The organism is Cryobacterium sp. TMS1-13-1 (assembly GCF_004403125.1).
GTDB classification, from domain to species: Bacteria; Actinomycetota; Actinomycetes; order Actinomycetales; family Microbacteriaceae; genus Cryobacterium; species Cryobacterium levicorallinum.
Map to the genome: position 1 here is coordinate 384,555 of NZ_SOGX01000004.1, position 20,722 is coordinate 405,276.

General features: G+C 63.0%; 19 protein-coding genes and 1 pseudogene. 17 read left to right on the plus strand and 3 right to left on the minus strand.

All coding sequences use genetic code 11. The features are described from left to right. Positions 1–165 precede the first annotated feature (165 nt). The 9 genes from E3T31_RS03550 to E3T31_RS03590 all read left to right on the plus strand — a co-directional run bounded on the left by E3T31_RS03550 (position 166) and on the right by E3T31_RS03590 (position 8,509). The gene (locus tag E3T31_RS03550) at positions 166–927 is read left to right on the plus strand and encodes a metalloregulator ArsR/SmtB family transcription factor (protein ID WP_134467482.1); all 762 of its coding nucleotides are present in this window, start codon (positions 166–168) and stop codon (positions 925–927) included. Then, the gene (locus E3T31_RS03555; protein ID WP_134467483.1) at positions 924–2,303 is read left to right on the plus strand and encodes a SufS family cysteine desulfurase; all 1,380 of its coding nucleotides are present in this window, start codon (positions 924–926) and stop codon (positions 2,301–2,303) included. Before E3T31_RS03550 ends, E3T31_RS03555 begins: the two co-directional genes overlap by 4 nt. After that, positions 2,300–2,620, plus strand: coding sequence for a ferredoxin (gene fdxA / locus E3T31_RS03560; protein ID WP_092341486.1), 321 nt, complete (start codon positions 2,300–2,302; stop codon positions 2,618–2,620). The genes E3T31_RS03555 and fdxA overlap by 4 nt, the downstream gene beginning before the upstream one ends. Before the next feature lie 50 nt (positions 2,621–2,670). After that, the gene (gene sufB, locus E3T31_RS03565; RefSeq protein WP_134467484.1) at positions 2,671–4,134 is read left to right on the plus strand and encodes a Fe-S cluster assembly protein SufB; all 1,464 of its coding nucleotides are present in this window, start codon (positions 2,671–2,673) and stop codon (positions 4,132–4,134) included. Further along, on the plus strand, positions 4,134–4,910 hold the full coding sequence (gene sufC / locus E3T31_RS03570) for a Fe-S cluster assembly ATPase SufC (RefSeq protein ID WP_092449394.1): 777 nt from the start codon (positions 4,134–4,136) through the stop codon (positions 4,908–4,910). Before sufB ends, sufC begins: the two co-directional genes overlap by 1 nt. Next, positions 4,907–6,232, plus strand: a complete 1,326-nt coding sequence (gene sufD / locus E3T31_RS03575; RefSeq protein WP_198416964.1) for a Fe-S cluster assembly protein SufD — start codon at positions 4,907–4,909, stop codon at positions 6,230–6,232. The genes sufC and sufD overlap by 4 nt, the downstream gene beginning before the upstream one ends. Further along, positions 6,229–6,729, plus strand: coding sequence for a Fe-S cluster assembly sulfur transfer protein SufU (gene sufU / locus E3T31_RS03580; RefSeq protein ID WP_134467485.1), 501 nt, complete (start codon positions 6,229–6,231; stop codon positions 6,727–6,729). Before sufD ends, sufU begins: the two co-directional genes overlap by 4 nt. Positions 6,730–6,732: 3 nt before the next feature. Continuing rightward, positions 6,733–7,284 (plus strand): putative Fe-S cluster assembly protein SufT, encoded by a 552-nt coding sequence (sufT, locus tag E3T31_RS03585; protein ID WP_134467486.1) that lies wholly within the window; start codon positions 6,733–6,735, stop codon positions 7,282–7,284. Between the two features lie 64 nt (positions 7,285–7,348). Beyond that, on the plus strand, positions 7,349–8,509 hold the full coding sequence (locus E3T31_RS03590; protein ID WP_134467556.1) for a folate-binding protein YgfZ: 1,161 nt from the start codon (positions 7,349–7,351) through the stop codon (positions 8,507–8,509). A gap of 41 nt (positions 8,510–8,550) precedes the next feature. On the opposite strand, the gene idi is transcribed toward E3T31_RS03590, so the two are convergent. Next, positions 8,551–9,108 (minus strand): isopentenyl-diphosphate Delta-isomerase, encoded by a 558-nt coding sequence (gene idi, locus E3T31_RS03595; RefSeq protein WP_241977582.1) that lies wholly within the window; start codon positions 9,106–9,108, stop codon positions 8,551–8,553. Positions 9,109–9,206: 98 nt separating this feature from the next. On the opposite strand from idi, the gene E3T31_RS03600 reads away from it, so the two are divergent. Next, positions 9,207–10,550, plus strand: a complete 1,344-nt coding sequence (locus E3T31_RS03600) for an MFS transporter (RefSeq protein WP_241977584.1) — start codon at positions 9,207–9,209, stop codon at positions 10,548–10,550. 555 nt (positions 10,551–11,105) lie between these two features. After that, positions 11,106–12,302, plus strand: a pseudogene (locus tag E3T31_RS03605) (IS4 family transposase); the annotation flags it as partial. A 330-nt stretch (positions 12,303–12,632) separates the two neighbouring features. Here E3T31_RS03605 and E3T31_RS03610 read toward each other — a convergent pair. Next, positions 12,633–13,355: an NTP transferase domain-containing protein gene (locus E3T31_RS03610; protein ID WP_255454004.1), complete on the minus strand. Its 723-nt coding sequence runs from the start codon at positions 13,353–13,355 to the stop codon at positions 12,633–12,635. 995 nt (positions 13,356–14,350) lie between these two features. Here E3T31_RS03610 and E3T31_RS03615 point away from each other — a divergent pair. The 3 genes from E3T31_RS03615 to E3T31_RS03625 all read left to right on the plus strand — a co-directional run bounded on the left by E3T31_RS03615 (position 14,351) and on the right by E3T31_RS03625 (position 17,033). Further along, a complete protein-coding gene (locus tag E3T31_RS03615) occupies positions 14,351–15,136 on the plus strand; it encodes an ABC transporter ATP-binding protein (RefSeq protein WP_241977623.1) in 786 nt (261 codons plus the stop codon). Further along, positions 15,112–16,686 carry a hypothetical protein gene (locus E3T31_RS03620; protein ID WP_134467487.1) on the plus strand — a complete coding sequence of 525 codons (1,575 nt, stop codon included), beginning with the start codon at positions 15,112–15,114 and terminating at the stop codon, positions 16,684–16,686. The genes E3T31_RS03615 and E3T31_RS03620 overlap by 25 nt, the downstream gene beginning before the upstream one ends. A 62-nt stretch (positions 16,687–16,748) precedes the next feature. After that, positions 16,749–17,033, plus strand: coding sequence for a DUF3039 domain-containing protein (locus E3T31_RS03625; RefSeq protein ID WP_092449385.1), 285 nt, complete (start codon positions 16,749–16,751; stop codon positions 17,031–17,033). 18 nt (positions 17,034–17,051) lie between these two features. Here the strand turns inward: E3T31_RS03625 and E3T31_RS03630 are convergent, their stop codons facing one another. Next, positions 17,052–18,323, minus strand: coding sequence for a nicotinate phosphoribosyltransferase (locus tag E3T31_RS03630; RefSeq protein ID WP_241977625.1), 1,272 nt, complete (start codon positions 18,321–18,323; stop codon positions 17,052–17,054). 147 nt (positions 18,324–18,470) lie between these two features. On the opposite strand from E3T31_RS03630, the gene murI reads away from it, so the two are divergent. The 3 genes from murI to rdgB are packed head-to-tail and all read left to right on the plus strand — an operon-like array spanning position 18,471 to position 20,666. Then, positions 18,471–19,328, plus strand: a complete 858-nt coding sequence (murI, locus tag E3T31_RS03635; RefSeq protein WP_104132669.1) for a glutamate racemase — start codon at positions 18,471–18,473, stop codon at positions 19,326–19,328. A 9-nt stretch (positions 19,329–19,337) separates the two neighbouring features. Beyond that, positions 19,338–20,072 carry a ribonuclease PH gene (gene rph, locus E3T31_RS03640; protein ID WP_134467488.1) on the plus strand — a complete coding sequence of 245 codons (735 nt, stop codon included), beginning with the start codon at positions 19,338–19,340 and terminating at the stop codon, positions 20,070–20,072. Between the two features lie 3 nt (positions 20,073–20,075). Further along, positions 20,076–20,666: an RdgB/HAM1 family non-canonical purine NTP pyrophosphatase gene (gene rdgB, locus E3T31_RS03645; protein ID WP_092449379.1), complete on the plus strand. Its 591-nt coding sequence runs from the start codon at positions 20,076–20,078 to the stop codon at positions 20,664–20,666. The last annotated feature ends 56 nt before the right edge of the window (positions 20,667–20,722 follow it).

A 20,722-nucleotide genomic window follows, 5' to 3' on the forward strand; every position in this document is an offset into this window, starting at 1 on the left:
TCTGCGGTGGCGCGGCGCTCGCGGCACGTGTTTGCGACTGCGGCACTGGTTGGACCGCGTGCCACGATCTCCAACGAGTGCCACGAGCCGGGAGAAAACCAGCGGTCAGACAGTGGACCGGCGCGTTGACTTGCCAGCCGCGCTGAATTAGGACATGCTTATGTCATGTTAATAGCTCACCGCCGCGGAAGCGCGGGCACAGAAGGGTCGCACCCTGGAGCGAATGGTCTGGAGGAACGCACCTGGGACCGCGTGCGGCAGATGCTCGCCGAGGACGGCCCACTGACCGCAGCCGATCTGGCCGCGCGCTTGGGACTGACGCCCGCTGCCGTGCGCCGTCACCTCGACCAGCTGGCCGAGGAAGGGGCCGTCGAAGAACACGTGCCCGCTACATCAGGTGGCCGCGGCCGGCCGGCCCGCGCCTATGTCCTCTCCGTGTCCGGTCATGCCGGTCTGGGGGCTGACTACGTCGATGTGGCGACCTCGGCGTTACGCTTTCTCGCCGAACGCGCCGGAGCGGATGCCGTTGGCGAGTTTGCCCGTGAACGCAGCGCACGACTCGAGCGGGGGTATGCCGCACAACTGCCCTCGACCGGCGGAGATGTACGCGCCCGTGCAGAGGCACTGGCGTCGGTACTGAACGACGAAGGTTTCGCGGCGTCGATCCGGCCGGTCGGAGCTGACCTGCCAGCGAATGGTGTGCAGCTGTGTCAGGGGCACTGCCCCGTTCTGCATGTCGCGGCCGAGTTTCCGGAGTTCTGCGACGCCGAGACCGAGGCATTCTCTCGGCTGCTCGGAGTTCCGGTTCAACGACGCACGACTCTGGCGGGGGGCGCACACAGCTGCGCGACGTTCATCCCCCTTGACGCTCTGGCCACGACGACCACCTCCGACACGAATAATCGTAACGATGGGACAAATGCATGAGTACCAGTGCAGGACTAATCACGGGGGTGCGTCCGATCACCGGCTCCGAGGCCATCAATTTTGACGTCGGCGCGAACGCGGCATTCAGCATCGAGGAGTCGGCCGCCATCCGTAGCGACTTCCCGATTCTCTCGCGTCTCGTGCGCGGCGGAAAACCATTGGTGTACCTCGACTCCGGGGCCACGTCACACAAACCGCACCAGGTACTCGATGCCGAACGTACCTTCTATGAGCAGCACAACTCCGCGGTTCACCGTGGTGCTCATCAGCTGGCCGAGGAAGCCACCGAAGCATTTGAATCGGCGCGCGCGACCGTTGCACGGTTCATCGGCGCACAAACTAAGGAGGTGGTGTTCACCAAGAACGCCACCGAAGCCCTAAATCTCGTGGCGTATTCGTTCAGCAACGCGGCCGCTACCGGGGCCATGGACGGCGTCGAAGCGGATGTTGCGGCGCGCTTCAAGCTCGGCGTGGGCGACGAGATCGTGATCACCGAGATGGAGCATCATGCCAATCTCATTCCCTGGCAGGAACTTGCCCGGCGCAGCGGCGCTACCCTGCGGTGGATCGGTGTCACCGATGACGGTCGCTTAAACCTGAACGATCTGGAGACGGTCATCACCGACCGTACCAAGGTGGTCGCCTTCACGCACGTGTCCAATGTTTTGGGTACCATCAATCCGGTTTCGGCCATTGTGGCTCGGGCCCGGAAGGTCGGGGCTCTGACCGTGCTCGACGCCAGCCAGTCGGTGCCGCACCTGGGGATCGACGTCGTCGATCTCGACGTCGACTTTCTGGCTTTCAGTGGCCACAAGATGTTCGGCCCCCTCGGGGTCGGCGTGCTCTGGGGCCGCTCTGGCCTCCTGGAAGCCATGCCCCCCTTTCTCACCGGAGGTTCGATGATCCACACCGTGCACATGGAGGGCTCAACCTACGCCGCACCGCCGCAACGTTTCGAGGCGGGTGTCCCGGTGGCCGCGCAGGCCGTCGGCCTGGCTGCGGCCTGTGATTACCTGACCCGGTTGGGGATGCCGCGGGTGAGCGCCCATGAGCAGGCCCTCACCGAAGTCCTGCTGGCCGGCCTGGCCCAACGCCCCTGGATCCGTGTCATCGGACCGGCCGATGGTGCGGACCGTACCGGTGTGGTGTCTTTCGTGGTCGACGGCGTGCACGCGCACGACGTTGGCCAAATCCTCGACGATGCCGGAGTCGCGGTGCGAGTCGGCCACCACTGCGCCTGGCCATTGCACCAGCGTCTGGACGTGGCCGCGACCACGCGAGTGACCTTCGCGGCCTACAACACGGCGGCCGAGATCACCGTGTTGCTCAACGCTCTCGACCAGGTCCCCACGGTGTTCGGGGTGGAGGCACTGTGACCTACGTCATCGCCTTGCCCTGCGTGGACGTCAAGGACAGGGCCTGTATTGATGAATGCCCGGTCGATTGCATTTATGAGGGTGACCGGGCGCTCTACATCCACCCCGATGAGTGCATCGACTGCGGAGCCTGTGAACCAGTCTGCCCGGTCGAGGCGATCTTCTACGAAGATGACGTGCCGGAGCAGTGGGCCGACTACTACAAGGCCAACGTTGAGTTCTTCGACGACATCGGCTCCCCGGGCGGAGCGGCCAAGGTCGGCCCATACGCCAAGGATCACCCGCTGATCGCGGCACTTCCCTCACAGCGTCGCTGACCGAAACGATCGGGCTGCTCGCAGCCAACAACAACTGACATGGAGACGAAATGAGTGCACCCACAACCTCGACTGGTATCTCTGACGAGGTCCGCGAATTAGCGAACCAGGAATATCAGTATGGATTTGTGACCGATCTCGAAACTGACGTCGCACCCCGCGGGCTGAACGAAGACATCATCCGGCTGATTTCGAGCAAGAAAAATGAGCCGGATTGGCTGTTGGAATGGCGGCTCCGTGCCTACCGGCACTGGACCACGCTCACGGCACCGACCTGGCAGCACGTCACCTATGGGCCGGTCGACTACCAGGACATCATTTACTACGCCGCTCCCAAGCCGAAAAAACGCGTGGAGAGCATGGAGGAGGTCGACCCGGAGCTGCGGGAGATGTTTGACAAGCTCGGCATTTCGCTCGGTGAGCAGGAGCGTCTCAGTGGCGTGGCGGTCGACGCGATCGTCGATTCGGTCTCGGTTGCGACGACGTTCAAAGACAAGTTGGCCGAGGTTGGAGTGATCTTCTGCTCCTTCTCGGAAGCCGTTCAGGAGCATCCGGATCTGGTGCGTCAGTACCTCGGCTCCGTGGTTCCGTACAACGACAACTTCTTCGCCTGCCTGAACGCGGCGGTGTTCACCGACGGTTCGTTCTGTTACATCCCCAAGGGCGTGCGCTGCCCGATGGAGCTGTCCACCTACTTCCGCATCAACGCCGCCGACACCGGCCAGTTCGAGCGAACCCTGATCATTGCCGAAGAGGGCGCTTATGTCAGCTACCTCGAGGGCTGCACGGCGCCTGTTCGTGATACGAACCAGCTGCACGCCGCCGTGGTTGAGCTGGTGGCACTGGACGATGCCCAGATCAAGTACTCGACGGTGCAGAACTGGTATCCCGGAGATGCCGACGGCAAGGGCGGCGTGTACAACTTCGTCACCAAACGGGGCATGGCTTCCGGCCGCAACGCAAAGATTTCCTGGACCCAGGTGGAAACCGGTTCCTCGATCACCTGGAAGTACCCCGGCGTGGTTCTTAAGGGTGACAACTCGGTCGGCGAGTTCTACTCGGTGGCATTGACGGCCAGACGTCAGCAAGCGGATACCGGCAGCAAGATGGTGCACATCGGCAAGAACACCAAGAGCACCATCATCTCGAAGGCTATTTCAGCCGGTCACGGGCAGAACACCTACCGCGGTCTCGTGGACATGCGACATTCGGCCGTCGGAGCCCGCAACTTCACCCAGTGCGATTCGCTGTTGATCGGCAAGGACAGCGGTGCACACACGCTTCCGTACATCGAGGTGAAGAACCAGACCGGGCAGGTTGAGCACGAGGCATCGACCTCCAAAATCGGCGAGGAACAACTCCTGTACTGCCGGCAGAGGGGTATCCCGGAAGAAGAGGCGGTGTCGATGATTGTGAACGGTTTCTGCCGTGAAGTCTTCAAGATGCTGCCCATGGAATTCGCCGTTGAGGCGCAAAAACTGTTAACCGTAAGCCTGGAAGGAAGCGTTGGCTAATGCTGAAAATCGAAGAACTGCACGCCAGTATCGAGGACAAAGAAATATTGCGAGGGGTGAACCTGCAACTGAAGCCGGGTGAGGTGCACGCGATCATGGGCCCGAACGGTTCGGGAAAAAGCACCTTGGCCAGTGTATTGATCGGCCGCGAGGGGTACCAGGTCTCTGGCAGCGTCACGTATGAGGGTCAGGACCTGCTGACCTTGTCACCGGAAGAGCGCGCTGCCGCCGGTGTATTCCTGGCCTTCCAACATCCGGTCGAGATTCCCGGCGTCGGAAACATGTACTTCATGCGCACCGCCTTGAACTCCCTGCGCCGCCAGCGTGGAGAAGAAGAACTGGATCCGGTGGACTTTCTGGCGCTGGCTCAGGAGAAGATGAAGCTCGTTGAGATGGACCAGACCTTTATGAATCGCTCGGTCAACGAAGGATTCTCCGGCGGTGAAAAGAAACGCAACGAGATCCTGCAAATGGCGATCCTGGAACCCAAACTCGCGATTTTGGATGAGACCGACTCCGGTTTGGACATCGACGCTCTGAGGGTGGTCGCCAGCGGGGTGAACGCCCTCCGGAGCGAAGGCCGCAGCATGCTCGTCATCACGCACCACCAGCGCCTTCTGGACTACATCGTGCCCGACCAGGTGCACGTGATGACCGCCGGCCGGATCGTGCGTTCCGGGGGCAAGGACCTGGCCGTCGAGCTCGAAGCGCATGGCTACACCGGTACGCAGGAAGCTGACGCAGATCGATTGAGCACGGCCGGGATATTGCGATGACCGTTCTGAGCGCGGCCAGCGGAGTGCTCGCTGGCTTCGAACCTCGGCTCGGCGCGCGTGATCCGGCCTGGCTCGCCGAGGCGCGGGTAGCCGCCCTCCAGTGGGTGGGAGAGCACGGCTTCCCGACCCACAAAGATGAGGACTGGAAATACACCGGGTTGGCCCCGATCCTCGCCGTACCGTTCGATGCCGCCACCGTGGCATCCGGCAGCCGGGTGACGGCAGAAATGATCGACGAGGCAGCGGTCGATCTCGGTGGTCCACGGTTGGTCTTCGTCAACGGCCATTTCTCGTCCGAATTCTCGCGAGTGACCGGGGTGCCGGCCGGTGCGGTCGTCACGACCCTGGCCGCGGTGCTGGCAGCCGGGCCTGACCGCCTCGAACCCTTTTTTTCGCATGCACCGGGAGTGCGTCACGCCTTCGCAGCATTCAATGACGCTCTGGCCGAGGATGGCGCATTCATTCATCTTCCCAGCGGCACCATCGTGGACGAGCCGATTCAGCTGGTCTACTTCTCCGACACCGGTGGAGTCCCGCTGATATCCAGTCCACGTTCGGTGATAATCGCCGATTCTGACTCTCGTGCCACGATCGTCGAGACCTACGCCGGGGTCGATTCCGACGTGTATTGCACCAACGCCGTCACCGAACTCCTCCTCGCCGAAGACGCCCACATGGAGCACTACAAGGTGCAAAACGAGCCGACGAGTGCTTTCCATGTGGCGCTGCTGTCCGTGCGGCAAGGGCGGGGCAGCCGATTCTCTTCCCGTTCCATCATGCTCGGCGCCAGCATCGCCCGGCACGAGGTGCGAGTTCAACTGGATGGCGTCGGCGCCGAGGTCAGCCTCGACGGCGTCTACCTGCCCCAGGGCGATCAACTCCACGACAACACGATCTTCGTCGATCACGCCGCGACCGACTGCACCAGCCACCAGCTGTATAAGGGAGTGTTGGACGGCCGGGCACACGGTGTGTTCAACGGTCACATTATGGTTCGTCATGGCGCTGACGGTACCGATGCGAACCAGAAGAACAAGAACTTACTGCTCTCCGACCGCGCCGAAGTCGACACCAGGCCCCGGCTGGAAATCTATACCGATGATGTGAAGTGCACGCACGGTGCTGCGGTGGGCCAAATGGATGAGGAGGCTCTGCTCTACCTTCAGACGCGTGCCATCCCGCTGGAAGCGGCCAGGGGCCTGCTCATCTACGCGTTTGTACACGAAATGGTGGACCGGATTGAGTTGGATCCACTGCGCGCCCAGTTGGAACGCGTGGTCGCCACCCGGTTCGGGAGTGACGCCACTGTGGTCGCTCCATGACGGCCGGCCCAGGGATCGCTTTGGTCAGTGCGGGAATCGCGGGTCTCTACCAGGAAATGATCATCGACCATGGCCGCCGGCCACGGAATTTTCGTACAATCGACCGCGCGACGTGCTCGATCGAGGCCGTTAACCCGCTATGCGGCGATCAGTTAACTCTCGCCATTCAACTCACCGACGGCGTCATCGCCGACGTTGCCTTCACGGGGAGCGGATGCACCATTTCCCAGGCATCCGCTTCGCTGATGACCATGGCCGTCAAGGGTCTGGCAGAGGAGGAAGCCCTGACGCTGTTCGTTCGCGTGCACACCATGCTCACCAGCGAATCCGAAGGGGAAGCGGCATTGGCCGAGGTGGGCAAGCTCGCGGTGCTCTCTGGCGTATGGGAGTACCCGACCCGGGTCAAGTGCGCCTCCCTGGCCTGGCAGGCGTTGCGCAGTGCGCTGGAAGGTGACGACCGCGCGGACGGCAGCCGTGTCGTCGGAACGGAGAAGTAGCCGATGGACTCAGGCCAATACAAGATCGTTGAACTCGAACACAGCTGCCAGGCGACGGTAATTCCGGGCGGGCAGCCGATGCTGCTTCAGGCCGGCGAGCAGGTTGTCATAACGCAAACCCTCGGTGCGAGCGTCACCGTCCAAACCGCAATGGGCTATCTCGTTCGGATCAGTGCCGAAGACTCGGCCGCGCTCGGCCTGAGCCGGCCGGTCGCCGAAACCGTGACCATGAATGACGGTCCGTTCGACCTGGACCAGGTGCTCGATGCGCTCAAGAACGTGTTCGACCCGGAAATCCCGATCAATGTTGTCGATCTGGGGCTGATCTACCTGTGCGAGGCGGAGCCGCTGCCCGATGGCACCCACCGGGTCGAAGTCAACATGTCAATGACCGCTCCGGGCTGCGGCATGGGCGATGTGCTCAAAGAGGATGCCCGCACCGCAATTCAGGCGGTTCCGGGCGTCGGCGAGATCGATATCGAACTGGTCTGGGACCCACCGTGGGGCCAGGACCGGATGTCAGAAGCAGCTCGGCTCCAACTCGGAATGTACTAACCAGGCACGACAATATCGGGCAGTTGATGGCGCCCAATGGAGACAGATGAATTCAACGCAGGGAATGCTCGCTCCGCAGATCTCCGTCGGGAACGCGCCGGTCGTGTTCAACGAATTTCTGAACCGGCCCGGCGCGGTCGGTGCCGACCAGGCGGTCGATGCCGGAGTGGCCGCCCACTATGGGGACCCCCTCGACGAGCAGCGCGCACTGGCTGCAGGAACCGCGATCGTGGATCTCTCACACCGGGCCGTGATTACCATCAGCGGTCCCGATCGCCTCAGCTGGATAAATTCATTGACCAGCCAGAGTGTCGCCGGTTTGGCGCCGGGCGAATCCTCGGAGACCCTTCTACTCAATATGACCGGGCGGATCGACTATGCGGTGCGCCTGTTTGATGATGGAACCGATCTGTGGCTGCTGATGGAGCGAAACGAAGTAGCAGGGCTGCTCACCTGGTTGGGCAGCATGCAATTCGCGCTGCGGGTAGAACTGATGGATCGTTCCATCGAATTCGCGACCATCGGCACCCTCGGCCAGCCGACGCTTCCGGTTACGGCCCCTCATGGGCTTCCCGTGGTCTGGCGGGACCGGTGGATGAGCGTTGGCCCGGGTGGATTTCAGTACGCGAAGGCGACCAGGCATCCGGCGGCGGGCTGGACCTACAGCGAGGTATTGGTGCCGCGAAGCGCCCTGGCAGGGATCGTCGCCTCCGATATTCCTGTCGCTGGACTTGACGCCCTCGAGGCCTTGCGCATAGCAGCCTGGCGGCCACATTTTTCCTCGGAGGTTGATGAAAAGACGATTCCCCATGAACTTGATTGGTTGCGCACAGCCGTGCACCTGAACAAGGGCGGTTATCGCGGCCAGCAGACGGTGGCCAAGGTGCACAACATTGGGCATCCCCCGCGCCGGCTCGTGATGCTCTACCCGGAAGATGCGCACAGTGCTGATAAACACAGTGTGCGGCCCTCGCGCGGCGACGAAGTTGTGGCACCGAACAAAGACGGTGCGGACCAGATCGTCGGGCGGGTGACTTCGGTTGCCCGGCATTTCGAATTGGGTACGGTCGCGCTCGCGGTCATCAAACGCGGCACCGATCCAACGGCCGAACTTTTGGTGCGAACGGCCGGCTGCGATATTCCGGCCAGGCAAGTCGTGATCGTCCCGCCGGACGCGGGCGCCGCAGCCACAGTAACCGTTTCTCGGCTGCCGCGCCGGGGGTAACGAACCTGAAGATGGTGCAGCCGAGTTCGGGCGGGAGTGATCTAGCCCTGGGGGAAGAGGAGGGGGAGTTGCAGCGTCAGCCAGGGGCTGAACGCCCACGGGGTGGTGCGTACCGCCGTCACGAGGTCGTCGCGCGGCACCCACCGCCATTCCATTACTTCGTCGGCACGTGGCACGACCGTCGAGTGCGTGATCGCCGTGAAGACCGGGCATATTTCGTTCTCCACGATTCCGGAGGCGTCGATCGCCCGGTAGCGAAAATCGGGCAGCACCAGGGTGAGTTCGGTCAGGGCGATACCGAGTTCATGGCCCGCTCGGCGCCTGGCCGCATCAGCCAGGGTTTCGCTCGGTGCGGGGTGACCACAGAAGGAGTTGGTCCACACGCCGGGCCAGGCCTTTTTGGTCAGCGCCCGTCGGGTCACCAGGATACGCCCGTTCTCATCGAAGACGTGGCACGAAAAAGCCAGGTGCAGGGCGGTGTTATCGTCGTGCACGAGTGCCTTGTCGGCCGTGCCGATCGGTGTTCCATCGTCGGCCACCAGCACCACGGTCTCGATCTCAAGAATGTCGCGGTCTTTGGTCAAGCTGTTCTGCCCCACGTTTGTCCATCCTCTCAAGGTCTGTCCTTCAAATCTACGCCAGTGACGCGCGTAAAATTGGGGTTGATCGTTCAGTGTCGAATTGAAATGGAAAGTCTGTGGCCAAAGTTCCGCCCGCAACCCGCACCGCCCGATTGGATGCCCTGCCGTTTACCCGGGAGCATCGACGCCTTCTGGTCGGGTCCGGCCTGGGCTGGGCGTTGGACGCCATGGATGTGGGGCTCATCTCCTTCGTGCTGGCCCAATTGGCGGTGCAGTGGAACACGAGCGGCATGGAATTGTCCTGGATCGCTTCCGCCGGTTTCGTCGGCATGGCCGTTGGCGCTGTTCTCGGTGGACTCTTGGCCGATCGCATCGGACGCCGCCAGGTATTTGCGCTGACCCTCCTCGTTTACGGCGTGGCGACGGGGGCATCCGCTCTTTCCGGATCGGTGGCCGTGCTGATCGCCTGGCGCTTCGTTGTGGGGCTCGGTCTCGGCGCTGAGCTTCCAGTCGCCTCGACCCTCGTTAGCGAGTTCGCGCCGCCGCGAATTCGCGGTCGGATCATCGTGTTGCTGGAATCGTTCTGGGCGATTGGCTGGACCCTCGCGGCAGTGATCGGATATCTCGTGGTGCCGTCGTCGGAGAACGGATGGCGCTGGGCCCTGGCCGTCGGCGCGGCCCCGGCCCTCTACGCTATGTTCGTGCGGTTGCGGCTTCCGGAATCGGTCCGTTTTCTTGAATCGCGTAGGAGGTTTGTACAGGCAGAGTCGACCGTTCGCCGCTTCGAACTCTCGGCCGGAGTCACGGTCCCACCCCCAGCATTGGACCCGGCCGATCGGGCCGGAGCCGAACGAAAGGTTTCCGCAGGAGGCTTCACCGCGCTGTGGTCGCCGGGACTGCGTGGCCGCACGGCCGCCCTCTGGTTGGTCTGGTTCTGCGTCAATTTTTCCTATTACGGTGCCTTCATCTGGTTGCCTACCGTGCTGGTCGCCTCAGGCTTCTCACTCGTGCGTTCCTTCGCGTATACGCTGATCATCACCGTGGCGCAGCTTCCGGGCTATGCCGCTTCGGCGTATCTAATCGAGCGGTGGGGCCGACGTAGCACCCTCGCTGTGTTCCTGGTCGGTTCGGCCAGTTCGGCTGCCCTGTTTGGCATCGCAACGGATGCCAGCCAGGTGATCGCAGCGGGCATGCTGCTCTCGTTCTTCAACCTGGGAGCGTGGGGAGCGCTCTACGCGGTGACGCCGGAGGTCTATCCCACTCGCATTCGGGCCACTGGCTCCGGGTGGGCAGCAGGCAGCGGTCGCATTGCCGCGATTGTCGCACCGCTGGCGGTGCCCCTCCTGCGCGATACCGGCGGAACCGGGCTGCTCTTCGCGGTTTTCGCGGGGTTCTTCGTGGTCGCCGCGCTCGGCACCATAGGACTCCCGGAGAAACGGGGCCTGGCTTTGAATGATTGATATCTTTCGGCCAGTGATGGTTCTGGTGTTGTGCGTGTTTCGGTTTGTCCTCCCGCCGTGCAGCATCAGAGTGAATCCCGTTTGGGGGGTGGTGATGGGGGTAGCGGTCGCCAGAACGATGGGAACAAACTAAGCCCAACGGTCCCGTGAAATGTTACAAACTTCAGATTCGGCGGGGCAGGGCCGGACGAAGGAGTTCATTCCATGAGAATAACGTGCCCGTACTGCCATTCTGAGGCCAGACTGAGACCGAATCCGGCTCCAGCTGACGGGGTCACTTCACCCCGATACGAACTCGAGTGCAGCGGTTGTAACGCCACTTCAGTTCGGCCCCACCCGGGACGGCGGCAACCTCGCTGCGCAGCGGACGGGACCTTTATCCCGGAATCGCTGGCTCGTGCTTCGGCGGGATAATTTACTTCAGGCCCAGGCGCCACACGGGGCATTCTCTCTGGTCAGGACTCGCGCCGTGCCTTCCATGAGCGTTGGCCTGCTGTGGATCTGTGGCCTAATCCCAATGCTGTTCATTTAGTATTGATGTGTTAACCTTCCGGCATGGCGCGAAGTGGATGGGTCACTCCGGTAGGTCCGGAGCGGTTGAGTGATCATGTTTCTTTGGGCGTGTTGACGCGGGTCTTCCCGCCCGATGTGGTTGATGCCGTGATCGAGCGGACGGGTGCTTTGTAGCAGCGGAATCGGCTGTTGCCGTCCCGACTGATGGTCTACTACGTGATGGCCTTGGCCCTGTTTTCCGCTCGCTCGTATGAGGAAGTCATACGGTCGTTGTTGGCTGGGATGGAATGGGTCACGGGGCGATTTCGCAAATGGACTTTGCCGTCCAAAGCAGCGATTTTCCAAGCACGGACTCGATTGGGCTCGACGGTGATGGTCGAGTTGTTCGCCCAGGTCGCTAAACCCTTCGGAGTTCCGGGCGGTAGCGGATTTTACCGAAAGTGGCCGTTAGTTAGTGTCGACGGGACGACCCTGGATTTGGCGGATGTCCCAGCTATTGAGCGTGCCTATGGCCGTCCGGGGACAAAGACGGAGTTCAAGAGCGCATTCCCGCAGACACGGGTGCTGGGCCTGGTCGAATGCGGCACCCATGCGGTAATTTCTGCGGTGGTCTCCGGGTATCACACCGCTGAACATGACCTGTATCCGGCGCTGCTGGCAGATCTGAAAAAGGACATGCTGCTATCGGCCGACCGCGGGTTCTATTCGTACTCGGCCTGGAAGGACGGCGTCGCCACGGGCGCTGACCTGCTTTGGCGGATGAAAGCCAACAACCTGCTGCCCGTGCTGAAGGAACTCGCGGACGGGTCCTACCTCTCGACCCTTTACCCCAGCAGCAAGGACCGGCGCAACAACACCGCGGGGATCCCGGTGCGTGTCATCGAATATGACGTCACCACCGGCGAGGATGTCAGCACGTTTCGCCTGATCACCAACATATTGGACCCGGTGGCCGCCGATGCGGACGACCTGGCCAGCGCCTACGCCAAGCGGTGGGAAATCGAGTCCTGTTTCGACGAACTCAAAACCCACCAACGCGGCCCCGGACTCGTTCTGCGATCCAAAACACCCGACGGGCTACTGCAGGAAATCTATGGGTTCCTGTGCGTGCACTACGCGATCAGATCCCTCATTGGCACCGTTGCTCAACACTTCGAGGAAGACCCGTTGCGCTTCTCTTTCACACGCACCCTCCGGGCCGCGCGGCGATCCCTTGCCGCGCGCCCGGCTTTTTCCCCCTCAGCGATTGGCTGGAGCCTTCACCAACTTCTGCCAGGAAATCATCCACGAGCTCCTGCCCTTACGGCGTCACCGCGTCGTCCCACGTGCCGTCAAACGCAAAATGTCCAAATGGCCAGTCAAGAAAATACTCAAACCAAGAACTTAAGTGAACAGCATTGGGCCTGAACCCCCCGATTGATGAATCTTGGCCGGCGCGCACGCTCCGGCCACCCGCCTCAGGTCCCGGTTTCGTTCGCCTCAACTGAGGCGCAGCGACTCGCGTTGCGGCACGACGGAAAAACCCAGCGCCTCGGCGTGGGGTTTTTCCGTCGTGCCGTTTGGTGTCGGTTAGACGAACAAGTTCGCGCGCTCGAGGTCTTCGGCGAAATCCACCTCGACGGCGTAGAAGTCGGAGATGTTCACCGGCTCCACCAGCATGCGGTTCTGCTCGATCGCAAGCTCAATGCCGCGCTCGAAGTAGTCCTGGTCGGCTACCTTGCTCAGTTGGCGGATCAGCGTCGCCTTGTCGGCACTCGACACGTAGTTGATGCCGACGGCTTCGCCGAGTCCGCCCTTGACAGTCTTGGAGAGCTCCTTGATATAGCCCTCGGCGCTCGTCGTGTACTTGACCTCTTCATCGGACACCTTGTCGGTGTTCACGGTGACAAAGGACTGGTCGCGGGCCATCATGGCGGCCGCGCGGTCGAGAATGGCCGGGTCGAAGACGACATCACCGTTCATCCAGAGCACGCCGCCCGACTTCGATGCCTGCAGGGCACGCAGCAGGCTTTTCGACGTGTTGGTCTGGTCGTATTCTTCGTTGTAAACGAAGGATGCCTGTGGGAACGCTTCGATGATGTGCTCGAGCTTGTAGCCGACGACGATGGTGACCTTGGCGGCTTTGCCGAAGGCGTGCGCGATGTTGTCGAACTGCTGCTGCATGATGGTGCGGCCATCATTAAGTTCGGTGAGCGGCTTCGGCAGCGAGCGTCCGAGGCGGCTGCCCATGCCGGCCGCCAGAATAACGACCTGCGTCTTGACCGACTGCGTCTTACCTGCCTGTGTCGTCACGATTATCTCCTCAAGAATGGTTGGGGCTACGCCTGAAAACCCACTCGCTTGCGAAGAGTTTGCTTAGGATTCACCCACATGTTCACGTAAAGACACACCGTTATGTCAACCTCACCATAACCCGTCGGGTTGTTCCGTGGGCAGAAACGGCGCCGCACGTGTCCATTTCGTGACCCCGCATGGAGCGTACTCACAGGTTGAAATGGCTGTCAAGCGGCCTTCCGCGCCCCCAGGTCGGTGGTCCTTGGTAGGTTAACTGAGTGACTTTTGTGCCGCTCAACTCCGAACCTGACGACGAATCTGTCACTGTCACTTCCGCTGAATCGAAAGCGCCCAACGCCGTGGAACGAAAGATCGTGGAACTCAACGCCGCGGGTCCGGCGGCAATTGAGTCAGCTCTCGTTAAACCGGCCACGCTGGAACCTCCCGTTCCGAAGCCGGCTGCGCGTAAACCTGCCGTGCGTAAACCTGCTGCGCGTAAACCAGCTGTACGCAAGCCAGCCGCTGGGGCATCGGCTGCGGCCACGGCTAAGAAAACGACCGCGCCTGAACCGAACGCATCAACGTCCTCTGACACACCGGCCACACCGGCCAAGCCGGCCGCACGCAAGCCGGCCGCACGCAAGCCGGCCGCACGCAAGCCGGCCGCACGTAAACCGACCGTGCGCAAGCCGGCGGTTCGAAAGGCATCCGTCCCCGCGTCAACGACCGCTCCGGCACCATCCGCGGCCACGACGTCGTCGCTCGCCAACAGCGCGACCGACGAAACGACTCGTCCCTATGCGACGCGCGATGCGCTCCAGGACCGGCTCCGCACCGCTGCGCCCACAGACCCGGCCGCGCCGGATCCCCAGACCGAGGTTCCAGCCGAACTAGAGCTACAGACCGAGGTTCAATCCGAGATTCAAACGGCGCCCCAGTCAGCGCCCAAAACGGCACCCAGGACGGCCCCGAAGGCCGGACCGAAGGCGAGCCTGAAGGCGCAACCGAAGTCCGTGCCCGCATCCGTGGCCAAGCCGGCCCCGATTGTGATCGAGGCCCGTGGCCTGATCAAACGCTTCGGACACACCATCGCGGTTTCCGACCTCAACCTGACTGTTCGTGCCGGGTCGTTCTATGGCATCGTCGGACCGAACGGTGCCGGCAAGACCACGACCCTGTCCATGATCACCGGGCTGCTTCGGCCGGCAGCCGGAACCGTCACCGTGCACGGAATCGACGTCTGGAAGCGACCCAACGACGCCAAGCGCGTCATCGGAGTGCTGCCCGATCGGCTTCGGCTGTTCGATCGGCTGACCGGGGCGCAGCTGCTTTATTACGCTGGCACCCTCCGCGGGCTCGACAACGACACTGTGCGTACCCGGTCGGCGGATTTGGCCGCGGCGTTCGGCCTCGAGGACGCACTCAACCGGCTGGTCGCCGATTACTCCGCCGGCATGACCAAGAAGATCGCCCTGGCCTGTGCCATGATCCATTCCCCCCGCGTACTCGTGCTCGATGAACCCTTCGAGTCGGTCGACCCGGTGTCCGCGGTCAACGTCACCGAAATTCTGCAGAAGTATGTTGCTGCCGGCGGCACCGTCGTGCTGTCCAGCCACGGTATGGATCTGATTCAGCGGGTTTGCGATCACGTCGCGATCATCGTACAGGGGCGGGTCCTGGCGGCCGGCACCGTTGACGAGGTGCGTGGTCAGAAGACGCTCGAAGACCGGTTCGTTGAACTCGCCGGTGGGCGCAAGGTGGCGGAGGGCATGGAATGGTTGCACAATTTTTCGGACTGAAACTCCGGCTGCTCGCTAACCTGTTTCGCCGGAGTCCCTGGCAGGTCGTCGGCCTGGTCGTCGGCCTGCTCTACGGGCTCGGCGTTGCCATAACTTTTCTCGTCGCCCTGATCTCCCTGCGATTCGTCGGTGACCCGGCTCTGATGCGTGATTCGCTCATCGTGGCCGGATCGGTGGTGGTGCTGGGCTTTCTGCTCATCCCGATCGTCGCCGGAATCGACGACAGCATGGACCCACGCAAGTTCGCCTTCCTGGGCATTCCGAATCGTTCCCTGTCGCTGGGCCTGGCAGGGTCGGCTCTCATCGGTGTTCCGGCCGTCACGCTGAGCATTGTTCTGCTCGGCACGGTGTTCACCTGGTCGCGTGGCGTGGGCCAGACGCTGCTCGCGCTCGTCTCAGCCGGGCTCATCCTGGCCACCTGCATTCTGTTGTCGCGAGTGAGTGCATCCCTCGCAGCATTTCTGCTCTCCACCCGGCGTTCGCGAGAATTCACCGGCCTCATCGGAGTCGTCGTGCTGGTCATGATTTCCCCGGTGGTCGTGGTGCTGATCAGCACGGACTGGGCCCGGCACGGCCGTACCCTGCTCGGCACGCTCGCCTCAATTCTGGGCTGGACGCCGCTCGGTGCAGCCTGGGCAGTGCCCGGGGACGCCTCCACCGGTGCCTGGGGCCCGGCCATTCTCAAGCTCGTCATCGCTGCAGCGTCGGTTTACACCCTGTGGTTGATCTGGCAGCTGGTCGTGGCGCGTATGCTCGTGTCGCCCGGTCGCGAAGCGGCAGCGAAGCAGTATTCCGGACTGGGCTGGTTCGACCGCATGCCGCACAACGCCGTCGGCGCCATCGCCGCGCGCACCTTCACTTACTGGGCCCGTGACTCGCGCTACTGGGTATCGCTCATCATGATCCCGATCGTTCCGATTATCGCGGTCCTGCCACTCAATATCGCCGGTGTGCCCGTGCACTACCTCGCCCTGGTCCCGGTGCCGCTCATGTGCGTCTTCCTCGGCTGGACTATGCACAACGACGTCGCCTACGACAGCACGGCCATCTGGCTGCACGTTGCCTCCGGTACGCGCGGGGTAGCCGACCGCATCGGTCGGCTCGTTCCCGCATTGGTCATGGCCATCCCCGTTATCGGCATCGGGTCGGCCATCAGTATCTGGTTCTACGGAGACTGGACGGTGCTGCCGTCCATGCTGGGAGTGAGCACCTGCATCCTCCTGGCCGGTCTGGGTTTTTCGAGCTACACCTCGACGAGGTTCCCGTACCCGGTCACGAAACCCGGCGACAGCCCGTTTGCGCAGCCGCAGGCCTCCGACACGGCAGCGGCTCTGGTGCAATCGTTGACCTTCACCGGCTCGATCGTTCTCGCGCTGCCCGCGCTCCTGTTCGCGTACCTGGGAATTACCGAGGATCCAGTCTGGCATCTGCGTAGCCTGGGAGCTGGAATCGGGCTCGGCCTGCTCGCCGTGATCGTGGGAATCTGGCTCGGCTCGCGCACCTTCGAACGACGTGGACCCGAGATGCTCGCCTCCGCGCAGCGCGCCTGATCACCACCTACCTGATCACCCCGTGCCAGCCCAGCCGGCCCGAGATTGCTTAGACTAGTTCCATGACTGAATTTCGCGCGAGCATTGCAGAACCCGGCCAGCCCGGCGGCGGAACGTCCACCCTCGACCGTGAGCTCGAAGAACTCATCAAGCAGGAGCAGCTTGAACCGGGCGACCACGAACGGTTTTCGCACTACGTCCCGAAAGACAAAATCATGGAGTCGGCCATTTCCGGCAAGCCGGTCAAGGCGCTGTGCGGCAAGAAGTGGTTGCCGGGGCGCGACCCGGAGAAGTTTCCGGTCTGCCCGACCTGCAAGGCCATCTACGAAAAGATGAAGGCCAAGTAGCAGGTAGTCCGGCCGCAGCTAGCGGTACGAGGTCGGAATAACAGCTTCGCCGCGCCCGAGCCGAAACGCTTCAATCGGCAGTTCCTGCATAACGGATGCATTATGCGCGCGAGCGCGCAGGGTCCCGGCAGATCCGAGGTAGCGTTCGTCGACGGTGCCGCCTTCGATGAGGGGCACGAGGAGTGTTCGTTCCAGTCCGCTGCGGGAATCGAACTGGGCAGCGGGCCCATGGTCGAGCACGACGATTTCTTCCTGCGCGATACCGGCGCCATCCACTCGGCGCAGTGCGCTCTTGCGTCCACCGATGGAGAGTTTCGCGGTTGAGGTCTTGGCAACGGAAATCCAGTCATCGCCGTGACCCTTGTGCGCGACGAGCTTGTAGACCAGGCCGGCGGCCGGCTCGCCAGAACCGGTGACCACCGAGGTACCGACGCCAAAGGCGTCGACCGGGCTGGCCGACAGAGCAGCGATGGCGAACTCGTCGAGATCGCTCGTGACCGTGATCTTCGTGTTGACCGCGCCGAGCGCGTCAAGCTGGGCGCGCGCGGCGGCCACGACGGTGGGTAGATCTCCGGAGTCGATGCGGATTGAACCGAGGTCGGGGCCAGCGACCTTGACCGCCCGGGCGATGCCGGCGGGCACGTCGTAGGTGTCGACGAGCAGCGTCGTGGCCGCACCGAAGGCATCCACTTGCGCCTGGAATGCTTCTTCTTCGCTGTCGTGCAGCAAAATAAATGAGTGCGCGGCGGTGCCCATCGTTGGCAGGCCCCACTGCCGGCCGGCTTCGAGGTTGCTGGTCGAGGCGAAGCCGGCGATGAATGCGGCGCGGGCGGCGGCGACCGCCGAATGCTCATTGGTGCGGCGTGAGCCCATTTCGGCGATCGGGCGGCCGAGGCTGACCGAGACCATGCGCGCGGCCGCGCTCGCGACCGCGATGTCGTAGTTGAGCACGCTCAAAATGAGTGTCTCCAGAATGACGCCCTCGGCGAAGGTGCTTTCCACCAGCAGAAGCGGCGACCCGGGAAAGTAGGCTTCCCCTTCCTGATAGCCCCAGACGTTGCCGCTGAAGGAGTAATTGGCGAGATAGTCGAGGGTGGGCGTGCGCACGACCCCGTTCTGCTCCAGCCAGGTCAGTTCTTCGGTTTCGAAGCGAAACTGCCGAATCAGGTCCAGCAGTCGGCCGGTGCCGGCGACGATGCCATAGCGGCGGCCCGCCGGCAGGCGCCGGGCGAAGGCCTCGAACATGCACTCGCGATCGGCGGTCCCGCTTTGGATTGCGGCGTCGACCATCGTGAGTTCGTAGCGGTCGGTTCGCAGTGCCGGTGAGTGCAGTGCCGGCGTGCGGGCGGCCGGGTCGCCATGCGCAGGAACGGAGAAAGTGGGGGACGGGGTCACCCGGCACAGCTTATCCGCTCGGTCGGGCTAGGCTTGATCTTCGTGACGGATGCACCGATTGGTATTTTCGATTCCGGAGTGGGCGGCCTGACCGTCGCCCGGGCGATCAAGGACCAGTTGCCGAACGAATCCATCCTCTATATCGGCGATACGGCGCACTCGCCCTACGGCTCGAAGAAGATCGCCGATGTGCGCGGTTTCGCACTCGACGTGCTCGATGACCTCGTCGCCCAGGACGTGAAACTGCTCGTCATTGCCTGCAACACGGCGTCGGCGGCCATGCTGCGCGATGCCCGCGAACGCTACAGCGTGCCGGTGATTGAAGTCATCCAGCCCGCAGTTCGGCGTGCGGTCGTGACCACGCGTAACCAGCGGGTCGGGGTGATCGGAACGGTCGGCACCGTCAACTCCCGCGCCTACAACGATGCCTTTGCTGCGGCGCCCCAAATCTCCCTGTTCAGCCAGGCCTGTCCCCGTTTTGTGGAGTTCGTCGAGGCCGGTGTCACGACCGGCGCCGAGCTGCTCGCCGTCGCCGAGGAATACCTCGCACCGCTGCGCGCGGCCGAGGTCGACACCCTGGTGCTTGGCTGTACCCACTATCCGTTCCTGCGCGGCGCGATCTCATATGTCATGGGGGAGGGCGTGACTCTGGTCTCCAGCGACACCGAAACCGCCAACGACGTCTACCGGGTGCTGGTCAGCCAGGGGCTCGAACGTGGCCGCACGAGTCCGCCGACCTATCGCTACGAGGCCACCGGTGACAGCGCCGAGGATTTTCTGGCCCTCGCTCATCGCCTGATCGGCCCCGAAATCAACCGGGTGGAACTGATCGAAACCGGCGCGATCAATCTGAGCGCACTCGCATCGCCACCCTTTTCCGTCTTGAACCCGAACCACTAGGAGTACACCGTGACCGAAAACCTGCGCGCCGACGGGCGCACCAACGACGAACTTCGCCCGATCACGATCGAGCGCGGCTGGAGCGACCAGGCCGAAGGGTCGGCACTGATCTCCTACGGGCGCACCAAGGTGCTCTGCACGGCATCGTTCACCAATGGCGTTCCGCGCTGGATGAGCGGCAAGGGCAAGGGCTGGGTCACTGCCGAATACTCGATGCTGCCCCGCTCGACCAACAGCCGCATGGACCGCGAATCGGTCAAGGGCAAGATCGGTGGCCGCACCCACGAGATCAGCCGCTTGATCGGCCGCAGCCTGCGCGCTGTCGTCGATATGAAGGCGCTGGGCGAGAACACCCTGGTGCTCGACTGTGACGTGCTGCAGGCCGACGGCGGCACCCGCACCGCGGCCATCACGGGCGCCTACGTTGCCCTCGCTGACGCGCTCGAGTGGGGTCGCAGCAAGAAGTTCATCTCGCAGAAGGCGCAGCCGCTCATCGACAGCGTCTCGGCCGTGTCAGTTGGCATCATCGGCGGTGTCCCCATGCTCGATCTGGCCTACACCGAAGACGTGCGCGCCGACACCGACATGAACGTGGTCGTGACCGGTCGGGGCAAATTCGTCGAGGTGCAGGGCACCGCCGAGGCGGCACCGTTTGACCGCAGTGAACTGGACACGCTGCTCGATCTGGCGCTGAAGGGCGCCGTCACCCTGACCGAGTTTCAGACCAGCGCGTTGGGGAACTGACAGGTGCAGATCGTTCTCGCCACGCACAACGCCCATAAGGTTGAAGAGCTGCGGCGCATCCTGGCCCCACAGCTTCCGGGCGTTGAGGTGCTCGCCTACGACGGCCCCGAGCCGGTCGAAGACGGCGTCAGCTTCACCGAGAATGCCCTGATCAAGGCCCGTGCTGCCGCGGCGCACACCGGGCTGCCGGCCATTGCCGACGATTCCGGCATCTGTGTCGACATTCTCGGCGGAGCGCCCGGCATCTTTTCTGCGCGCTGGTCTGGCCCGGCCAAAGACGCTGGCGAGAATCTGCGCCTGTTGCTCTGGCAGCTCAGCGACGTTCCCGAGCAGCACCGCGACGCGCACTTCACCTGCGTGGCAGCCCTCGCACTGCCCGACGGCACCGAACGTGCCGTGACCGGCGAATGGCCGGGGCAGCTTCTGTTCGAACCGGCCGGCGAGAATGGATTCGGGTACGACCCGATCTTTCTGCCGGAGGGCTATGCCATCTCGGCCGCCGAACTCTCGGGGCACGTGAAAAACCAGGTTAGCCATCGGGCGATCGCCTTCGAGGGTCTCGTTCCGGTACTGCGCGAGGTGCTCGGCAGCTGATTCACCGCCAACTCGCCGGGCGGCTGGCGAGCAGCCCACCACGGCCCTAACCTTGT

Bases quoted from the DNA above. Each gene is read 5' to 3' on its own strand.
- E3T31_RS03625 (WP_092449385.1), top strand. From the start codon at position 16,749: ATGACTGAATTTCGCGCGAGCATTGCAGAACCCGGCCAGCCCGGCGGC.
- E3T31_RS03630 (WP_241977625.1), bottom strand. From the start codon at position 18,323: ATGGTCGACGCCGCAATCCAAAGCGGGACCGCCGATCGCGAGTGCATG.
- E3T31_RS03550 (WP_134467482.1), top strand. From the start codon at position 166: ATGTTAATAGCTCACCGCCGCGGAAGCGCGGGCACAGAAGGGTCGCAC.
- sufT (WP_134467486.1), top strand. From the start codon at position 6,733: ATGGACTCAGGCCAATACAAGATCGTTGAACTCGAACACAGCTGCCAG.
- E3T31_RS03555 (WP_134467483.1), top strand. From the start codon at position 924: ATGAGTACCAGTGCAGGACTAATCACGGGGGTGCGTCCGATCACCGGC.
- sufD (WP_198416964.1), top strand. From the start codon at position 4,907: ATGACCGTTCTGAGCGCGGCCAGCGGAGTGCTCGCTGGCTTCGAACCT.
- sufC (WP_092449394.1), top strand. From the start codon at position 4,134: ATGCTGAAAATCGAAGAACTGCACGCCAGTATCGAGGACAAAGAAATA.
- E3T31_RS03590 (WP_134467556.1), top strand. From the start codon at position 7,349: ATGCTCGCTCCGCAGATCTCCGTCGGGAACGCGCCGGTCGTGTTCAAC.
- sufB (WP_134467484.1), top strand. From the start codon at position 2,671: ATGAGTGCACCCACAACCTCGACTGGTATCTCTGACGAGGTCCGCGAA.
- sufU (WP_134467485.1), top strand. From the start codon at position 6,229: ATGACGGCCGGCCCAGGGATCGCTTTGGTCAGTGCGGGAATCGCGGGT.
- E3T31_RS03620 (WP_134467487.1), top strand. From the start codon at position 15,112: ATGGTTGCACAATTTTTCGGACTGAAACTCCGGCTGCTCGCTAACCTG.